Annotated in this window: 19 protein-coding genes and 1 tRNA gene; 17 read left to right on the top strand and 3 right to left on the bottom strand. The window is 52.2% G+C overall.

The features are described from left to right. Positions 1–4 precede the first annotated feature (4 nt). Complete coding sequence (gene mscL / locus G9Q38_RS04895) at positions 5–463, bottom strand: large conductance mechanosensitive channel protein MscL (protein WP_119442344.1); 459 nt, start codon at positions 461–463, stop codon at positions 5–7. A 124-nt stretch (positions 464–587) separates the two neighbouring features. Between mscL and petA the strand changes: the two genes are divergently transcribed. The 7 genes from petA (at position 588) to G9Q38_RS04860 (ending at position 5,509) form a co-directional block, all read left to right on the top strand. Then, positions 588–1,235 (top strand): ubiquinol-cytochrome c reductase iron-sulfur subunit, encoded by a 648-nt coding sequence (gene petA / locus G9Q38_RS04890; protein ID WP_166128388.1) that lies wholly within the window; start codon positions 588–590, stop codon positions 1,233–1,235. A gap of 55 nt (positions 1,236–1,290) precedes the next feature. Continuing rightward, the gene (locus G9Q38_RS04885; protein WP_166128385.1) at positions 1,291–2,679 is read left to right on the top strand and encodes a cytochrome b; all 1,389 of its coding nucleotides are present in this window, start codon (positions 1,291–1,293) and stop codon (positions 2,677–2,679) included. A 21-nt stretch (positions 2,680–2,700) separates the two neighbouring features. Further along, positions 2,701–3,546, top strand: a complete 846-nt coding sequence (locus tag G9Q38_RS04880) for a cytochrome c1 (protein WP_166128382.1) — start codon at positions 2,701–2,703, stop codon at positions 3,544–3,546. Between the two features lie 137 nt (positions 3,547–3,683). Then, positions 3,684–4,292 carry a glutathione S-transferase N-terminal domain-containing protein gene (locus tag G9Q38_RS04875; RefSeq protein WP_114420419.1) on the top strand — a complete coding sequence of 203 codons (609 nt, stop codon included), beginning with the start codon at positions 3,684–3,686 and terminating at the stop codon, positions 4,290–4,292. 6 nt (positions 4,293–4,298) lie between these two features. Continuing rightward, on the top strand, positions 4,299–4,745 hold the full coding sequence (locus G9Q38_RS04870) for a ClpXP protease specificity-enhancing factor (protein WP_166128379.1): 447 nt from the start codon (positions 4,299–4,301) through the stop codon (positions 4,743–4,745). Positions 4,746–4,776: 31 nt separating this feature from the next. Beyond that, on the top strand, positions 4,777–5,391 hold the full coding sequence (locus G9Q38_RS04865) for a nuclear transport factor 2 family protein (protein WP_166128376.1): 615 nt from the start codon (positions 4,777–4,779) through the stop codon (positions 5,389–5,391). A 42-nt stretch (positions 5,392–5,433) separates the two neighbouring features. Beyond that, positions 5,434–5,509, top strand: a tRNA-Thr gene (locus G9Q38_RS04860). 194 nt (positions 5,510–5,703) lie between these two features. Here G9Q38_RS04860 and G9Q38_RS04855 read toward each other — a convergent pair. Further along, positions 5,704–6,165, bottom strand: coding sequence for a DoxX family protein (locus tag G9Q38_RS04855; protein ID WP_166128373.1), 462 nt, complete (start codon positions 6,163–6,165; stop codon positions 5,704–5,706). 116 nt (positions 6,166–6,281) lie between these two features. Here G9Q38_RS04855 and G9Q38_RS15360 point away from each other — a divergent pair, with 116 nt between their 5' ends. Continuing rightward, positions 6,282–6,455 (top strand): helix-turn-helix domain-containing protein, encoded by a 174-nt coding sequence (locus G9Q38_RS15360; protein WP_370523881.1) that lies wholly within the window; start codon positions 6,282–6,284, stop codon positions 6,453–6,455. A gap of 41 nt (positions 6,456–6,496) precedes the next feature. Beyond that, positions 6,497–7,213 carry a substrate binding domain-containing protein gene (locus tag G9Q38_RS04850; protein ID WP_370523880.1) on the top strand — a complete coding sequence of 239 codons (717 nt, stop codon included), beginning with the start codon at positions 6,497–6,499 and terminating at the stop codon, positions 7,211–7,213. On the opposite strand, the gene G9Q38_RS04845 is transcribed toward G9Q38_RS04850, so the two are convergent. Beyond that, entirely contained in the window at positions 7,210–7,626 is a 417-nt protein-coding gene (locus G9Q38_RS04845; protein WP_166128370.1) for a DUF411 domain-containing protein, read from the bottom strand. The two genes, G9Q38_RS04850 and G9Q38_RS04845, sit on opposite strands and share 4 nt — an antisense overlap. 241 nt (positions 7,627–7,867) lie before the next feature. Here G9Q38_RS04845 and G9Q38_RS04840 point away from each other — a divergent pair, with 241 nt between their 5' ends. The 8 genes from G9Q38_RS04840 to ureG all read left to right on the top strand — a co-directional run bounded on the left by G9Q38_RS04840 (position 7,868) and on the right by ureG (position 13,756). Then, positions 7,868–8,710, top strand: coding sequence for an urease accessory protein UreD (locus G9Q38_RS04840; RefSeq protein ID WP_166128368.1), 843 nt, complete (start codon positions 7,868–7,870; stop codon positions 8,708–8,710). Between the two features lie 21 nt (positions 8,711–8,731). Then, the gene (locus tag G9Q38_RS04835) at positions 8,732–9,034 is read left to right on the top strand and encodes an urease subunit gamma (protein WP_166128365.1); all 303 of its coding nucleotides are present in this window, start codon (positions 8,732–8,734) and stop codon (positions 9,032–9,034) included. 18 nt (positions 9,035–9,052) lie between these two features. Next, a complete protein-coding gene (locus G9Q38_RS04830) occupies positions 9,053–9,685 on the top strand; it encodes a HupE/UreJ family protein (protein ID WP_166128363.1) in 633 nt (210 codons plus the stop codon). Between the two features lie 14 nt (positions 9,686–9,699). Then, positions 9,700–10,005: an urease subunit beta gene (locus G9Q38_RS04825; protein WP_166128360.1), complete on the top strand. Its 306-nt coding sequence runs from the start codon at positions 9,700–9,702 to the stop codon at positions 10,003–10,005. Then, positions 10,005–11,720 (top strand): urease subunit alpha, encoded by a 1,716-nt coding sequence (ureC, locus tag G9Q38_RS04820; protein ID WP_166128358.1) that lies wholly within the window; start codon positions 10,005–10,007, stop codon positions 11,718–11,720. Before G9Q38_RS04825 ends, ureC begins: the two co-directional genes overlap by 1 nt. Before the next feature lie 72 nt (positions 11,721–11,792). Beyond that, complete coding sequence (ureE, locus tag G9Q38_RS04815) at positions 11,793–12,365, top strand: urease accessory protein UreE (protein ID WP_166128355.1); 573 nt, start codon at positions 11,793–11,795, stop codon at positions 12,363–12,365. Beyond that, positions 12,349–13,044 (top strand): urease accessory protein UreF, encoded by a 696-nt coding sequence (locus G9Q38_RS04810; protein WP_166128352.1) that lies wholly within the window; start codon positions 12,349–12,351, stop codon positions 13,042–13,044. Before ureE ends, G9Q38_RS04810 begins: the two co-directional genes overlap by 17 nt. Before the next feature lie 55 nt (positions 13,045–13,099). Further along, complete coding sequence (gene ureG, locus G9Q38_RS04805) at positions 13,100–13,756, top strand: urease accessory protein UreG (protein ID WP_166128349.1); 657 nt, start codon at positions 13,100–13,102, stop codon at positions 13,754–13,756. Positions 13,757–13,906: the final 150 nt, after the last annotated feature.

Raw genomic sequence — 13,906 nt, 5'->3', positions numbered from 1 at the left:
GCATTTATTTCTTCAGTAAGTCACGAATTTCACGCAATAACGCCACGTCTTCCGGAGGAGGAGCCGGTGCCGCCGGGGCCTTTTCCTCCGGCTTGTTCATTGCAGCGCGTGCCTTGTTGGTCATTTTGACCAACATAAACACAACCAACGCCAACAACACGAAGTTGATCAGAATGGTAATGAAGTTACCCCAGGCCAGTAAGTTCGCCCCTGCTTCCGCCAGCGCGTCGTAAGTTCTTGGCCCGGCATACCCTTGCGGCTCGCTCAACACCCAGAACATGTTCGCAAAATCAACTTTGCCGCCCAGGATCAGACTAATGACCGGCATGATGACGTCTTTGACCAGCGAATCGATAATCTTCCCGAATGCGGCGCCAATGATGACCCCAACGGCCAAGTCAATCATGTTTCCCCGCACCGCAAATGCCTTGAACTCGGCAATAAACCCTTTCCCATTACTCATTATTCTCTCCCAGGAATTCACCCGACATCGGGCTAACGCTATAATACGCGGTTGGTAGAATATTCAATACGGTAAAAATGTTGAATTTATTGCCTTATGTAAGGCATGAATTAAGGATACAAGAATGAGTCAGGATAAGTCACAGCACGACGGGGCTGAAACGGTTGATTTAAGCAACCTTCCGCCTGATCCGTCGCGCCGTCTTTGGGTGACCACCGCCTGTGCCGCAGGGGGTATTGCCGGTGTCGCCACTGCTGTACCTTTTGTGGGCAGCTTCGCACCCTCGGAAAAAGCCCGTGCGGCAGGCGCGCCCGTTGAGGTCGACGTCTCGTCCATTAAACCGGGCGAAATGCGCACCGTTGAATGGCGCGGCAAGCCCGTCTGGATTCTTCACCGCACTGAACAGCAGGTCGAAGAACTTAAAAACAACGACAGTCAACTGGCCGACCCCAACTCGGAACGCCCCGGCTTCACACCGCCGTACGCGCAAAACGAGTACCGCTCGCGCAAGCCTGAGCTTTTCGTTGCCGTTGGCATCTGCACGCATTTGGGCTGTTCACCTACGCCTGAATTGGCTGCGGAACCGGGTCCAGGGCTGCCTGCAGACTGGGAAGGCGGTTTCTTCTGCCCCTGCCATGGTTCCACATTCGACCTGGCCGGCCGTGTTTACAAGAACAAACCGGCGCCCGATAACCTGGAAGTGCCGCCGTACCAATTTTCGGCCGACGGCAGCAGTGTCATCATCGGTGTCGATGACGACAACAAGGCTTAAAGCTTTATTCCATACACAATACAGACGCCACAGTTAGATTAAAGGAACCGTTTCCATGGCTGGTGACAAAACCGTCGAAACGACAGGGCTTTTAGGATGGATCGATAAGCGTTTCCCGCTTACGAAACTCTTCAAAGAGCACATGTCGGAATACTATGCGCCCAAGAACTTCAATTTCTGGTATTTCTTTGGGTCCCTTGCGCTGCTCGTGCTGGTTATCCAGATTGTGACCGGCATTTTCCTGGTCATGAATTACAAACCCGATGCCGCGCTGGCTTTCAACTCGGTTGAATTCATCATGCGTGAAGTGCCCTACGGCTGGCTCATCCGCTACATGCACTCCACCGGTGCCTCCATGTTCTTTGTGGTGGTTTATCTGCACATGCTGCGCGGCCTTTTCTACGGCTCTTATCGCAAGCCCCGGGAACTGGTCTGGATCTTCGGCGTCGCCATTTTCCTGTGCCTCATGGCTGAAGCCTTCATGGGCTACCTGTTGCCCTGGGGTCAAATGTCTTACTGGGGCGCTCAGGTTATCGTGAATCTGTTCTCGGCCATTCCCTTTATCGGGCCTGAACTGGCTATCTGGATCCGCGGCGACTACGTGGTTTCCGACGCCACCCTGAACCGCTTCTTCGCTTTCCACGTTATTGCAGTCCCTCTGGTACTGATCGGCCTGGTCGTTGCACACATCATCGCGTTGCATGAAGTGGGCTCGAACAACCCAGACGGCGTCGAAATCAAGGAAGGGCCTAAAGACAGCAAAGGTCGTCCGCTCGACGGTATCCCGTTCCACCCGTACTACTCCGTCCATGACATTATGGGCGTTGCCGGGTTCCTCATTGTGTTCGCCTTTATCGTATTTTTCGCCCCCGAAATGGGCGGGTATTTCCTGGAATACAACAACTTCATTCCAGCCGACCCCCTGAAAACGCCGGCGCACATTGCACCAGTTTGGTATTTCACGCCTTTCTATTCCATGCTGCGTGCCATTACCGATGACTTCACCTGGGTTTTGGCCGGCGCATCGGTCTTGGGTGCCATCGCCTTGTTCCTGAAAGGCAACCTGCGCGGCATCTGGCGTATTGCAGTCCCAGTTATTCTGCTTGTGGTTGCGGTTTTACTTCGCACCATCGACGCAAAATTCTGGGGTGTCGTCGCCATGGGTGGCGCAGTGGTGATTCTGTTCTTCCTGCCTTGGCTGGACCACTCGCCGGTGCGCTCAATCCGCTATCGCCCCACATGGCATAAATACTTGTACGGTATTTTCATCGTCAACTTTCTGGTGTTGGGTTATCTGGGCACGCAAGCCCCCAGTCCGGTTTTCAATATCATGAGCCAGATCGGCACACTGATTTACCTGGGCTTTTTCCTGCTGATGCCTGTGTGGAGCCGTCTTGGCACGTTCAAGCCCGTGCCGGATCGCATTACGTTTAACGCTCACTAAGCCTACACTCACGGAAAGATTATGATTAAAAAGCTGCTTGGTGCCTTGGCTCTTACTCTTACCTGTTCCGTCGCGGTTGCTGCCGGAAGCTCGTATGAGCTCGACCATGCACCTGATCGAATCAACAACATGGCCTCGTTACAAAATGGGGCCAAGCTCTTCGTCAACTATTGTTTGAACTGCCACAGCGCAAGCTCCATGCGGTACAACCGATTGAACGACATCGGGCTCACCGACGACGAAATCAAGAAGAACCTGCTGTTTACCAGCGACAAGGTGGGCGACCTTATGAACGTCGCCATGCGTAAATCCGATGGTACGGCCTGGTTCGGCGCCTATCCGCCCGACCTGTCCGTTATTGCCCGCGCAAAATCCACCAACCTGGGGCCATCAGGTGTTGACTACGTGTACACCTTCCTGCGCACGTTCTACCGCGACACCTCAAAACTATCCGGCTGGAACAACGCCGTATTTCCAAGTGTGGCAATGCCTAATGTATTATGGGAACGTCAAGGTCCCATCGAATACATCAAAACCGAGATCCACCAGGTGACGGAAGACGGCAAGACAAGCTGGGAACACAAAACAACCCGTTACGACGCACAAGGTTTCTCTGAAACCGAATCGAAACCGGTTGAGAACTACTTGGGCGGAGAAGTGGTTGATCACATCTTTGAAGCACCCAGTGCCGCACAACAGGCTCAATACGACAACGACGTCGCCGACCTGGCTAACTTCCTGGGCTGGATGGCCGAACCCGACCAGCTTTTACGCAAGAAAATTGGGGTCTGGGTCCTCCTGTTCCTCGGTCTGTTCCTGGTCGTGGCCTGGCGTTTGAACGCCGCCTACTGGAAGCATGTGAAGTAAACACGGCAAACACGGTTTGCCACCCGGCGCCTTAGCCGGCTTAATGGGAAAATAGGCGTAACTGAATTGGGTACGCCTATTTCCCTTTTCTGAGCAGTCTTTTTAAGCTCGTATTTTTTTAGAGGGGAATCCTCGCCATGATGGTGCTTTACTCCGGAACGACTTGCCCTTTTTCACAACGCTGCCGCTTCGTGCTGTTCGAAAAAGGCATGGACTTCGAAATCCGTGACATCGATCTCTACAACAAACCCGAAGATATTTCGGTCATGAATCCCTACGGCCAGGTGCCTATTCTGGTCGAACGCGATTTGGTGCTTTACGAATCCAACATCATTAACGAATACATCGACGAACGCTTTCCGCACCCCCAGCTCATGCCGGCCGACCCGGTCATGCGCGCACGTACTCGTTTGTTCTTGTTCAATTTCGAAAAAGAATTGTTCATCCATGTTTCAACGCTGGAAAACCGTGCTCCCGCCGACGAAAAAGTCCTGGAGAATGCACGTCAGAATATTCGCGAGCGGCTTTCGCAATTGGCGCCGTTGCTCATCAAGAACAAGTTCATGCTGGGCGAAGAGTTTTCGATGCTCGACGTCGCCATTGCCCCTTTGTTATGGCGCCTCGATCATTACGGTATAGAATTACCCAAGAACGCCGCCCCCATCCAGAAATATGCTGAACGCATCTTTTCGCGACCTGCGTACATAGAAGCACTGACCCCGTCGGAAAAGGTTATGCGCCGTTAAAAAGTTATGCCTGAAACGTCGACCAAACCCTATTTAATCCGCGCACTACACGAATGGTGCACCGACAACGGTTATACGCCACAAATTGTCGTCTCAGTCGACGCCAATACAGTTGTGCCCAAAGCGCATATTCACGACGGTCAAATTACCTTGAACATCGGTACATTGGCCACCAATGCGTTGGTCTTGGGTAACGAATATATTGAATTTCAGGCACGCTTCAGCGGGGTAACGGAACATATTTTTGTTCCGGTTTCTGCAGTTGCCGCCATTTATTCACGGGAAACCGGGGCCGGCATGGGGTTCGAAGTGGAACCTTCGGCCCCTTACCCCGGCAGCGTCGAGGAAACTGTTGACAACACAGGTGAAACAAAAGCAACACCTGTCACTGATCACAAAGACGACGGTCCGGATGACGATCCTAAGCGGCCACGTTTAACCATCGTCAAGTAACACAACCAAAAACATAGAAATTGGAGACACAATGAGCAATAGCTTGCAGGAAGAGCTTCTTATTCGTCAAACCGTTGAACGTTGGGCCGTATGGCGCGATGCCGGCGACTGGGAACGCTTCGCCTCCGTCTGGCACCCCGACGGCGTTATGATGGCCACCTGGTTCCAGGGTCACCACAAAGACTTCATTCGCGTCACCCAGGAAGGCTGGAAAAAAGGCGTGAGTATTTTGCACTTTTTGGGTGGCTCGGCCGTCGACATCAACGGCGACCGCGCAATTTCGCAAACGAAAATGACGATTTCCCAGCGCGGTGATGTAGAAGGTGTATTGTGCGATGTGGTATGTACGGGCCGCTTCTACGACTTCATGGTGAAACATGAAGGGGAATGGAAGGTATTACACCGTCAGCCCATATACGAAAAAGATCGCATCGACCCGCTGGACCCTGCTGCTGTGTTAAAGCTCGACCAAGACGCTCTGGCGAAAATGCCTGCCGGTTATCGCCATTTGGCTTATATCCAAACGCGCATTGGCTACAACGTGAAAATGGACATGCCTATGCTAACGGGGCCGGAGGTTGACGACCTGTATCGCCGAGGCCGTAACTGGCTGGCCGGCGGCGACGGCGAATTTCCCAAGTTCTAACCAAGCAAGCACTCAAAAAAAATAGTAGAATTATGGTCTTTAGCCGGCTTAGCTCAGTTGGTAGAGCAGCGCACTTGTAATGCGAAGGTCAACAGTTCGAATCCGTTAGCCGGCACCAAGTATTTATGCGGATTTCCGCAGCAAAATGGCCCTCAGAAATGAGGGCCATTTTTTTTTATTGAAAAAAATACATATTTGTAAGATTGCTTAATGGAGTGCCGAATTAAAAACTACCCCAGATGCACTGAATGACAGCATCCGGAGACACTGAAACTAACTTAGTGGTGGAGGATGATGAGCGGGTTCGCACGATTATCTTGATCGAGATAAAACACCATCTAGACCCAGCTTGCCCGCCCCCGAGAGCAATAACGAGACGGTCATTGCCAACAAAGCTAAAGCAAACTCATAACCATTGTTCGACATAAACAAACCGTTTCCAATGTGAACGCTCAAAATAGCGACCACCATTGTTACTGCCAAAATCACCGATACCGGCCTTACCAGCAGTCCAATTATCAGCGCCAACCCGCCAAAGAACTCAGCACTTCCCGCAAGCAACGCCATTGCGTAACCTGGCGACAAACCTAAAGAATCCATAAATTGCCCGGTGCCTGTTAGGCCGTACCCACCGAACCAACCAAACAGCTTTTGCGCGCCATGTGCGAAAAAAATTACGCCGGCCACCACGCGCAACACAAGCGGCGCCCAACGCTGCTCGGTTTGTAAAATCCGTCGGCTAAACGTGTTTTGAATATCTGAAGTAACTGACATACTGACCTCGTAAATGTAGAAAGTGATTTAAATGTTTCGTTGAGGCCCACTATACTGTTCCAATAATGATAGATAAACTGAGATTTTTGAAATAGATTGTTTATAAATAAGAGACAATGGACAAGTTCCAGGAAATGCGTGTTTTTGTTCACGTAACCGAAGCGGGAAGTTTTGTGGCTGCGGCAAACCAACTTGGTTTCTCAAAAGCCGCCGTATCGCGCTACGTCTCCGAGATGGAACATCGCTTGGGCGTCAGACTTATTCATCGCACAACCGACGACTTTCATTAACTCGAGAGGGCGAAATTTTCCTGGCGCGCTGTCGTGAAATTTTGTCTCGGATTGAAGAGTCGGAAGCAGAAATTGTCACGCAAAGCGATGTCGCTATTGGACTATTAAAAGTCAGTATTCCGGTAAGTTTTGGAATAAAACACTTGACTCCTTTATGGGGTGAGTTCATAGCCGCCCATCCTAACGTCACGCTGGACATCCAGCTCACTGATCGCGTTACCGACATTGTGGAAGAGGGATTCGATTTGGCTGTGCGAATCGCGCGTTTACCCGACTCCTCACTTGTCTCGCGCAAATTGACCAGCACACCATTAATTTTGTGTGCATCGCCCGCCTATGTTGCCAAACATGGTGAACCACAGCAGCCTGCTGATCTCACCCAGCATCAGACCTTAAGCTACAGCCTGTTTACAACCGGAGACCAATGGTCATTTACCGGCCCGGATGGCCCCGCCGTGGTGAAAGTACAGCCTCGTCTCTGGTCGAACAACGGGGACACCTGCGTTGCTGCCGCAATCGCGGGAAACGGCATTGTTCTGCAACCTTCTTTTTTAGTGGCAGAAGCTTTGGACAAAGGGGAACTGGTTCCCCTATTAACTGAATATCAGTGCCCGACACTTGATATATATGCGGTTTACCCCACACGTCGTTTCTTGCTTCCAAAAGTGCGTGCACTGATAGATTTTTTATCGAACAAACTTAAAAATCAACCATGGATAAAGCCAACGCTGGGGTACGAAACCAACAATGTTGATTAATCACGCGAAAATGGGCGCCCCTGAAAATCAACCGTGACCAAATTACCGTTTAGCGCACCCATGCCCGGCGCATTCGTCGGCATACCGGGGGCCGCTACTCCCTTCATCGCCGGGGTGGCCAGCAGTTTACGTACCACATTAGCCGGCACGTGCCCTTCAACCACCTGGCCCGTTTCGTCCATGACCGCCGTGTGGCATGAACCCAGTTTTACCGGTACGCCCAGCTTTTCCTTCACGGAAACCATATCGCGCGTTTTTATTTGCTTCACCTCGAAACCGGACTCCCGCATGTGTTCTGCCCAACCCGTGCAGCAACCACAGTTGGGATCTTGATAAACGGTAAGAGATGCGTCATTCGCATGCGCCATTGAAGCAACAAGAAGAGTGGCAAGAAAAGCCAGTCGCTTTTTCATAGGAATCCTTCTTAACAATAAAAAGCCAAAATGAATAATTGCACAATTACGGTGCGAACACGCACCTGAATGCAATCGCTGCCCGAAATTGGTGCACAGCATTCGACCATACCCATCATTGTGAGTTCACTTCTCGCCAAACGTTGGCACAGAACTTGCTAAGTCAACAGTATAAAAAACTCAAACGCACCTGCGCCACACTGCACAATCACAATGCAAAAACGCGATAGTCGTATCCATTATGCAAAACTGGCTTGCTCGCCTGGAACTTGAATTTAAATCGGGTTATGCCGATAAAACGGTACTGAGCCATAAGAAGCACGAAGGCCCTTTACTGGTGCAAAAAGCACTGTATCCCGAAAACACGCATACCTGTCATGCATCGATCCTGCACCCTCCTTCCGGCATTGCAGGCGGGGATCATTTAACCATCGACATTCAGGTTCATGCACATGCACATGCCGTCATCAACACCCCCGGCGCAACGCGTTGGTACAAAGCAAACGGCAAAGCCTCCGCACAATACGTCACACTCAAAGTTCAAGAGAATGCCAAACTTGACTGGCTGCCTCAGGAAAACATCATCTTCGAAGACGCTGACGCGACAACACAGACAACCATCGCACTGCAAAGCGGCGCTCGTATGATCGGCTGGGAGATTGTTCAACTAGGCAGTGTGTGTACCAACGAACATTGGCAGCGCGGCCAACTAACCATGGACTTGCGCCTGACACTTGACGACCGCTTACTGTGGGTTGATACGGGCCACTTATACGCGGGGCACCCTTTACGCCTATGCCAAAGCGGTATGGGCGCCTTTCCGGTTACCGCAACGTTATGGGCTTTCGGCCCAAAGTTAGCTGACCTCACCTGCGAAGAAATCAGTCTGTCGCTGCCATGGCACGACTCACTTCGCGCCGGCTTTACCCAAATTCCAAGAGCCAATAACCAGGCACTTTCCCTTGTTCGCGTGCTGGGCAAACACGCGCAAGAAGTTCGCGCATTACTCATCGAATTATGGTCGCAGTTGCGCCCCCTGATCCTGAACGTGGCGGCAACGCCTATTCGTTTATGGGCCACTTAATAAACCCAACCGGAGCAGACAATGGAACTGACCCCTCGTGAAAAAGACAAGCTACTTATCTTTACTGCCGCGTTACTAGCAGAGCGACGAAAGGCACGCAAACTAAAACTGAACTACCCGGAAGCCATGGCCTTGATCTCGGCAAGCCTGATGGAAGGCGCACGAGACGGTAGAACGGTAAGCGACCTGATGCACTATGGCACGACTTTGTTGACACGCAACGAGGTAATGGACGGCGTTCCTGAAATGCTGACTGAAGTGCAGGTTGAAGCCACATTTCCTGACGGCACCAAACTAATTACGGTGCACAACCCCATTGTGTAAGCACGCCAAGGAGCTCGCATGCAACAAGCAAACCAGACTTTAATAAACAAGCCCCACACGACGAAGTGGCATTTCATCTTTGCAACAGTTTCAATCTTTGCGCCCGTCTGGGCGCTCGCACACCCAGGCCATGCGAACGATCTGACACACAATGCGTTTTACATGGGGTTGATTCACCCTTTTACGGGTATCGACCATTTACTGGCCATGTTAACGACAGGCTTATGGGTAGCGCTTACCATGACAAGCCGCCTGCAACAGGCAAGCACCTTAACAGCCTTCCTGGTAGCCATGCTTATCGGTAGCGTGCTTAGCATGCAAGGAACGCACCTGCCGGCCGTGGAGCCTTTAATTCTGCTTTCACTGCTGGTCTTCGGTTTGCTGGTTGCCACGGCCGTTCGCCTGCCCAATTGGATCGCGTTTGGCATAACCGCTTTCTTCGCCCTGTTTCATGGCTTTGCACACGGCCACGACATGCCCGCCCAGGCGCAAGCGATGGGATACATCGGTGGCTTTCTAATTGGCACATTAGCTCTTCTTTTTGCTGGCACCTATGCGGGCCAAACATTGCGACCGCATGCCAGTTGGGCCATCCGTACCGGAGGCGCACTGGTCGCCGCATACGGCGTAACGCTGTTGGGCTTTGCATAACAAGGAGATACGACATGATCCCTGGAGAAATTCTTGTTGCCGAAGACGATATTCCGATCAACATTGACCGCGAAACCTGCCAGGTGGATGTCATCAACACCGGCGACAGACCTATACAAGTCGGATCGCACTTTCATTTTGCCGAAACGAACGCAGCATTGCAGTTCGACCGCAAAGCTGCCTATGGCTTTCGTTTAAATATCGCAGCCGGTACCGCCGTGCGCTTCGAGCCCGGCCAACGGCGCACTGTGAGGCTGGTTGCCTTGGCCGGATCCCGGCATGTCTATGGCTTCAACAACCAGGTAATGGGAGCGCTGTAATGCCCACGATAAATAGACAGGCCTACACCGAGATGTTTGGCCCGACAACGCTCAATGGAAAGGGTGACCGCGTTCGTTTGGCCGATACCACGCTATTGGCGGAAGTCGCACACGATTTCACCGTATTCGGCGAAGAGGTGAAATTCGGCGGTGGCAAAGTCATTCGCGATGGCATGGGCCAGAGTCAGCGCACCAGCGCCGATTGTGCTGACACGGTTATCACCAACGCCCTGATCATTGACGCCGTCACCGGTATTGTTAAAGCCGACATTGGCCTTAAAAACGGCCATATTCATGCCATTGGCAAAGCCGGCAACCCGGACATTCAACCGGGTGTGACAATCGTGATCGGCCCAGGCACCGAAATAATTGCCGGGGAAGGCATGATTGCCACCGCCGGTGGTATCGATGCGCACATTCATTTTATTTGCCCACAGCAAATTGAAGAAGCGCTGGCCAGCGGGGTCACAACCATGATTGGTGGTGGTACGGGCCCAGCCACCGGTACGCTGGCCACCACGTGCACACCCGGCCCCTGGCATATCCGTTCGATGCTGGCGGCAGCCGACGCCTTCCCCATGAACCTGGGCTTTTTAGGTAAAGGCAATAGCAGTCGGCCCGAACCTTTAATAGAACAAGTACAAGCCGGAGCGATGGGGCTGAAATTGCATGAAGACTGGGGCACGACGCCGGCGGCCATTTCAAACTGCCTGGATGTAGCGGAAACAATGGATGTCCAGGTTGCCATTCATAGCGATACCCTGAATGAAGCAGGATTCGTTGAAGACACCTTCCGTGCCTTCAAAGGCCGCACAATTCACGCTTACCATACCGAAGGCGCGGGCGGTGGCCATGCACCCGACATTATCCGCGCGGCGGGCATGCCCAATATTCTGCCGTCTTCAACCAACCCCACCATGCCGTTCACGGTGAACACCATAGACGAGCACCTCGACATGCTCATGGTGTGCCATCATCTCGATCCGTCCATAGCGGAAGACATCGCGTTTGCAGAAAGCCGCATCCGCCGCGAAACCATCGCGGCGGAAGATGTCTTGCACGACATGGGCGCATTCTCGATCATGAGTTCAGACTCTCAGGCCATGGGACGTGTGGGCGAGGTCATTTGCCGTACCTGGCAAACGGCCGACAAAATGAAAATTCAACGCGGCGCGCTTCAAGGCGATACTTCATACGCCGATAACAACCGTATTAAACGCTATGTAGCCAAGTACACAATTAACCCGGCTATTGCCCAAGGCATCTCGCACAAAGTGGGTTCGCTTGAGCCTGGGAAGCTGGCCGATATTGTGTTGTGGCGCCCAGCCTTCTTTGGCGTGAAACCCAGTCTGATATTGAAAGGCGGCATGATTGCCGGTGCTTATATGGGAGATCCGGGGGCATCCATTTCCACCCCGCAACCCGTTCATTTTCGCCCCATGTTCGGCAGCTTCGGCCTTGCTTTAAAAACCTCCTTAACCTTTGTGTCGCAAAGCGCTTCGAACAGCCCTGAACTGCTAGACCTGGGTCTGAACAAAACACTGGAGGCGGTATCCGGCTGCCGCACCATTGGCAAGCAAGACATGGTTCTGAATAACTGGATGCCGGAGATAAAAGTGGACCCACAAACGTATCAAGTGATGGCCGATGGTGAGTGGCTAACCTGCGAGCCGGCCAAAACCTTGCCGATGGCGCAACGTTATTTCTTGTTCTGACCTCCTTCCGAACAACCCGCAGCGCAATACACCACGACCACATGTCTTAAGGGCCAACAGGAAACACTCATCATGTATATCTTCGATCGAATACTACTTCGCGACACGCCACAGGAAAAACTGCCCGCCAACGCGTTAACGCTCACTTTGCCACTACAGATGCGCCGACGCAGCCGCCAGAAAGCCACTCTTGAAAACGGCACCGACATTGGCATTGTTCTTCCACAAGGCACCCTATTGAACGACGGTGACTTACTCAGCAACAAACAAGGCCAATACATTCTGATCAAAGCCGCACAGGAACATGTGCTGCGAGTTTGCGCCGATACAGCGCTGAACTTAATGCGTGCCGCCTATCATCTAGGCAACCGGCATGTCGCGTTGGAAATTCAGGCCGATCACCTGAAACTGGAATACGATCCGGTACTGGAGGCCATGCTTAATCGAATCCCAGGAGTATCCACCACACAAGTACAGGCACCCTTTTCACGTGAAACCGGCGCCTATGGTGGAGGCCATAAGCACGGGCATGATGAAACGTTCGATGAAGATTATGCGCTGGCACAAGCAGCCTATGATGCGCATGAACACACCCACACGCCCAACGTAGCCAACCATCATCACCCTCATGACGCCTCCAACTGAGCAACTGGCAGCGTTATTGCAGTTAACCTCCCCAGCACTTCCCATTGGCGGCTACAGCTATTCGCAAGGTCTGGAGTCGGCCATCGAACTGGGTTTAGTACACGATGAAGAAACGGCCAGCCAGTGGATCGCAGATCAACTGGAGCAAGTACTGGGTTATGGCGAAGCGCCACTATGGTTGGGCCTTTACTACGCATTCCAAAACGCCGACGAACACACCATTCATCAACTAAACGACTGGTTTATGGCGTCACGCGAAACCCAGGAAATGCGTCAGGAGACACAGCAAATGGGGTGGTCGTTACTACAGCTGGCCGAATCACTGGAATGGTGCTCACCACAAAGCCTGGGTTTAATGAAACGACTCAACCCCGCTTGTTTTCCCTGCGTGCATGCCGGGTTGATCGAAGCACAAGGCATTAGCGCGCAAGCCGGCCTTACCGCCTACCTTTTTTCCTGGCTTGAAAACCAGGTCATGGCGGCCATGAAAAGCGTACCGCTGGGCCAAATGAGTGGACAGCGGATGATCGAGCGATTGCGCGAAACATTGGCCATAGTATGTGAACTGGCACACCGTCGCGCCGCTGAAGTACCACTGCGTCTGTATAACTTTGCCCCGCAATTCGCCATTGTGGCCGCACGCCACGAAACCCAATACTCACGCTTGTTTCGCTCGTAGCCACATTGATTACATCGCGCATGCTTAACCCATCAAGCCAATAAGGAAAACCATTATGAATGCACCCGAACACGCAAAACCCGCAAAGAAACGCAGCAAAACTTTGCCGCCTCTGCGCATCGGCGTAGGCGGGCCGGTCGGCTCGGGCAAAACCACCTTACTGGAAATGCTGTGTAAAAAAATGTCCACCCGTTACGACATCGTAGCGATTACAAACGATATCTATACTAAGGAAGACCAGCGCCTGCTTACGCTTTCCGGCGCCTTGCCGGCAGAGCGCATCATGGGGGTTGAAACCGGCGGTTGCCCCCACACCGCGATTCGTGAAGATGCTTCCATTAACCTGGAGGCCATCGACCGCATGCTGCATCAATTTCCCGATGCCGATATTGTGTTCATCGAGTCGGGCGGCGATAACTTGGCGGCCACTTTCAGCCCGGAACTGTCCGACCTCACCTTATACGTTATTGATGTTTCGGCCGGTGAAAAAATTCCTCGTAAAGGCGGCCCGGGCATTACCAAATCGGATCTGTTGATTATTAACAAAACAGACTTGGCCCCACTGGTGGGCGCCTCGTTAGAAGTGATGAAACAAGACACCCAACGTATGCGTGGAAACCGACCATTTGTGATGGGCAGTGTGGGAAAAGGAAAGGGAGTAGAGGAAATTATTCAATTCATTGAGTCCGAAGGTTTGTTAAGTACAACCTGATTGTCGACAATCTAACCAACCGTTACTTTTTACTTTGACACGGGTCAACAACTTGACCCGTGTTTTCAGACAAAATTAAGAATCCATAATTAAAGTCACGTAAACTGGGCAAAGTAGGGGTGGCCTATGCAGCGCACCCCCACTCCTATC

The sequence above is a fragment of the Pusillimonas sp. DMV24BSW_D genome (assembly GCF_011388195.1).
In the GTDB taxonomy this organism is placed as follows: domain Bacteria; phylum Pseudomonadota; class Gammaproteobacteria; order Burkholderiales; family Burkholderiaceae_B; genus Neopusillimonas; species Neopusillimonas aestuarii.
Note: the sequence above shows the minus strand (reverse complement) of the source record. Positions and strands in the feature narration are given on the sequence as shown.

What these genes read in the sequence shown, in the direction of transcription:
- mscL (WP_119442344.1), bottom strand. Translation starts at nt 463, where the DNA reads ATGAGTAATGGGAAAGGGTTTATTGCCGAGTTCAAGGCATTTGCGGTG.
- petA (WP_166128388.1), top strand. Translation starts at nt 588, where the DNA reads ATGAGTCAGGATAAGTCACAGCACGACGGGGCTGAAACGGTTGATTTA.
- G9Q38_RS04885 (WP_166128385.1), top strand. Translation starts at nt 1,291, where the DNA reads ATGGCTGGTGACAAAACCGTCGAAACGACAGGGCTTTTAGGATGGATC.
- G9Q38_RS04880 (WP_166128382.1), top strand. Translation starts at nt 2,701, where the DNA reads ATGATTAAAAAGCTGCTTGGTGCCTTGGCTCTTACTCTTACCTGTTCC.
- G9Q38_RS04875 (WP_114420419.1), top strand. Translation starts at nt 3,684, where the DNA reads ATGATGGTGCTTTACTCCGGAACGACTTGCCCTTTTTCACAACGCTGC.
- G9Q38_RS04870 (WP_166128379.1), top strand. Translation starts at nt 4,299, where the DNA reads ATGCCTGAAACGTCGACCAAACCCTATTTAATCCGCGCACTACACGAA.
- G9Q38_RS04865 (WP_166128376.1), top strand. Translation starts at nt 4,777, where the DNA reads ATGAGCAATAGCTTGCAGGAAGAGCTTCTTATTCGTCAAACCGTTGAA.
- G9Q38_RS04855 (WP_166128373.1), bottom strand. Translation starts at nt 6,165, where the DNA reads ATGTCAGTTACTTCAGATATTCAAAACACGTTTAGCCGACGGATTTTA.
- G9Q38_RS15360 (WP_370523881.1), top strand. Translation starts at nt 6,282, where the DNA reads ATGGACAAGTTCCAGGAAATGCGTGTTTTTGTTCACGTAACCGAAGCG.
- G9Q38_RS04845 (WP_166128370.1), bottom strand. Translation starts at nt 7,626, where the DNA reads ATGAAAAAGCGACTGGCTTTTCTTGCCACTCTTCTTGTTGCTTCAATG.
- G9Q38_RS04840 (WP_166128368.1), top strand. Translation starts at nt 7,868, where the DNA reads ATGCAAAACTGGCTTGCTCGCCTGGAACTTGAATTTAAATCGGGTTAT.
- G9Q38_RS04835 (WP_166128365.1), top strand. Translation starts at nt 8,732, where the DNA reads ATGGAACTGACCCCTCGTGAAAAAGACAAGCTACTTATCTTTACTGCC.
- G9Q38_RS04830 (WP_166128363.1), top strand. Translation starts at nt 9,053, where the DNA reads ATGCAACAAGCAAACCAGACTTTAATAAACAAGCCCCACACGACGAAG.
- G9Q38_RS04825 (WP_166128360.1), top strand. Translation starts at nt 9,700, where the DNA reads ATGATCCCTGGAGAAATTCTTGTTGCCGAAGACGATATTCCGATCAAC.
- ureC (WP_166128358.1), top strand. Translation starts at nt 10,005, where the DNA reads ATGCCCACGATAAATAGACAGGCCTACACCGAGATGTTTGGCCCGACA.
- ureE (WP_166128355.1), top strand. Translation starts at nt 11,793, where the DNA reads ATGTATATCTTCGATCGAATACTACTTCGCGACACGCCACAGGAAAAA.
- G9Q38_RS04810 (WP_166128352.1), top strand. Translation starts at nt 12,349, where the DNA reads ATGACGCCTCCAACTGAGCAACTGGCAGCGTTATTGCAGTTAACCTCC.
- ureG (WP_166128349.1), top strand. Translation starts at nt 13,100, where the DNA reads ATGAATGCACCCGAACACGCAAAACCCGCAAAGAAACGCAGCAAAACT.